The 2,069-nt window shown below is 70.0% G+C and carries 1 protein-coding gene; it reads right to left on the reverse strand.

From position 1 onward, the window contains the following. Positions 1-235: 235 nt before the first annotated feature. Positions 236-2,069, reverse strand: a 1,834-nt coding sequence (locus tag D7X55_RS38845) for an Rne/Rng family ribonuclease (RefSeq protein ID WP_121725665.1), incomplete at its 5' end; no start/stop codon positions are given.

Genomic DNA, 2,069 nt, shown 5'->3' on the forward strand with positions numbered 1-2,069 from the left:
GTCCAGGAGCGTGCGAAGGCGCGGAGGCGAGCGATTCATCGTGGAAGCGCCACCGTAGCCAAACCCTGCCCCGGCGAACCAGCCCTCCCGCCCCATCGGAGCGGACGTTGTCACCACATGCACGGGCCTTGTCCGCCTGGCTGGTCAGCATGCGGGAAGCCTCGCAAGCGCTTCAAAGCAGAAGGCCCGGCGGGATGTACCCACCGGGCCCTCGCTGTCACTCACACGTCAGGGCTCAGCCCTCGCCGCCACCGCCGGACGGCTCGGACGAGCCTCCGCCAGACGCCGCGGGAGGCGCGCCGCCTCCGTTGCCATTGCCGTTCTGGCCACCGCCGGAACCACCGCCGCGCTCGCCGCCACGGCCTTCTCCGCCACGGCCCTCGCCACCGCCGCGACGCTCACGGTCCCGGTTGCGGTCTCCTCCGCGCTCGCCACGCTCGGGGCGCCGGCCCTCGCGACGGTCTCCGCCGCCACGCTCGCCTCCGCGTTCCCCGCCGCGCTCGCCGCCGCCACGGTTCTCGCCGCCGCCACGGTTCTCACCGCCGCCGCGCTCGCCACGGTCGCGGTCCCGGCCTCCGCCCCGGCGGCCCTGGTCCGGACGGCCGCCGTAGTTGCTGTCCGGACGGCGCTGCTGCATCGCCAGCTCGCCGTCACCGGAGCCCGGCGACGAGGCCACCTTGTGCTCGGGGCCCGTGGCCGACCGGCCGTAGATGTCGTACTGCTCGCGGTGGTAGTTCTGCTGCGCCTTCACCTGGATGGACTTGTTGTAGCGGTCCATCAGGTGCCGCAGCTCGTTGCGCTCCTCACCCTGGAGCAGGCGCGCGACCTCCGCGTTGCAGTTGATGACCAGCGTGGAGTCCTTGTAGCCCGGCGCCTCGCGGCGGATCTCCCGGAAGATCTCGTACGCGACCGTGGTCGCCGTCTTCACGAAGCCCTTGCCGTCGCAGTACGGGCAGTCCTCGTGCAGCACGCGGCCAATGGACTCGCGCACGCGCTTGCGCGTCATCTCCACCAGGCCCAGCTCGGAGATGCGCAGCACGTTCGTCTTGGCCTTGTCCCGGCCCAGCGCCTCCTGCAGCGACTTGAAGACCTTGTCGCGGTTCTGCGCCTTCTCCATGTCGATGAAGTCGCAGATGATGATGCCGCCGATGTTGCGCAGCCGGAGCTGGTAGACGATCTCCTTGGCCGCCTCGACGTTGATCTTGGTGATGGTCTCCTCGAGGCTCTTCTTGCCGACGTAGCGTCCCGAGTTGACGTCGATGGCCGTCAGCGCCTCCGCCTGGTCGATGATCAGGTAGCCGCCGCTCTTCAGCCACACCTTGCGCTGGGTGGCGCGCTGAAGCTCCTGCTCGATGCCGTAGGCGTCGAAGACGGGCTCGTCCGTCTCGTGCAGCACCACGCGGTCGCGCAGGGCAGGGTCCTGCGCGGTGACGAAGCCCTGGATGCGCTCGTACTCCTCCGCGTCGTCCACGACGAGCTTCTCGACGTCATGGGCGAACAGGTCGCGCGTGGCGCGCAGGATGAGGTCCAGGTCGGGGTGCAGCAGGCCCGGTCCGCCGCGCTTCTCGTTGCGGCGCACCACCTGGTTCCACACCTCGATGAGGAACCGGATGTCGCTCTCCAGCTTCTCCTGGGGAACGTTCTCCGCGACCGTGCGCACGATGAACCCCGTGCCGGGCGGACGCAGGCGGTCCACGATTTCGCGCAGCCGGCGGCGCTCCTTCTCGTTGGAGATGCGGCGGCTGATGCCCACGTGGTCCACCGTGGGCATGAACACCAGGTGACGGCCGGGGATGGAGATGTGCGAGGTGAGCCGCGCGCCCTTCGTGCCGATGGGGTCCTTGGAAATCTGGACCACCACCTCCTGGCCCACCTTCAGCAGGTCTTCAATCTTGTCCGTCTTGCGCTGCTTGGGCTTCTCCTTCTCCTCGTCGCGCTTCTCGCGGCGGGGCTGCTCCTGGCGGCGCTTGTCCTTGTCCTTCTCGCGGCCCTCCCGGTTGCGCGGCTCGCGGGCCTCGCGCGCCTCACGCGGGGTGCGGCGCTCGCCGGAGACCTCGGCGGGGCGGGCG

It is taken from the genome of Corallococcus sp. AB049A (genome assembly GCF_003668885.1).
In the GTDB taxonomy this organism is placed as follows: domain Bacteria; phylum Myxococcota; class Myxococcia; order Myxococcales; family Myxococcaceae; genus Corallococcus; species Corallococcus interemptor.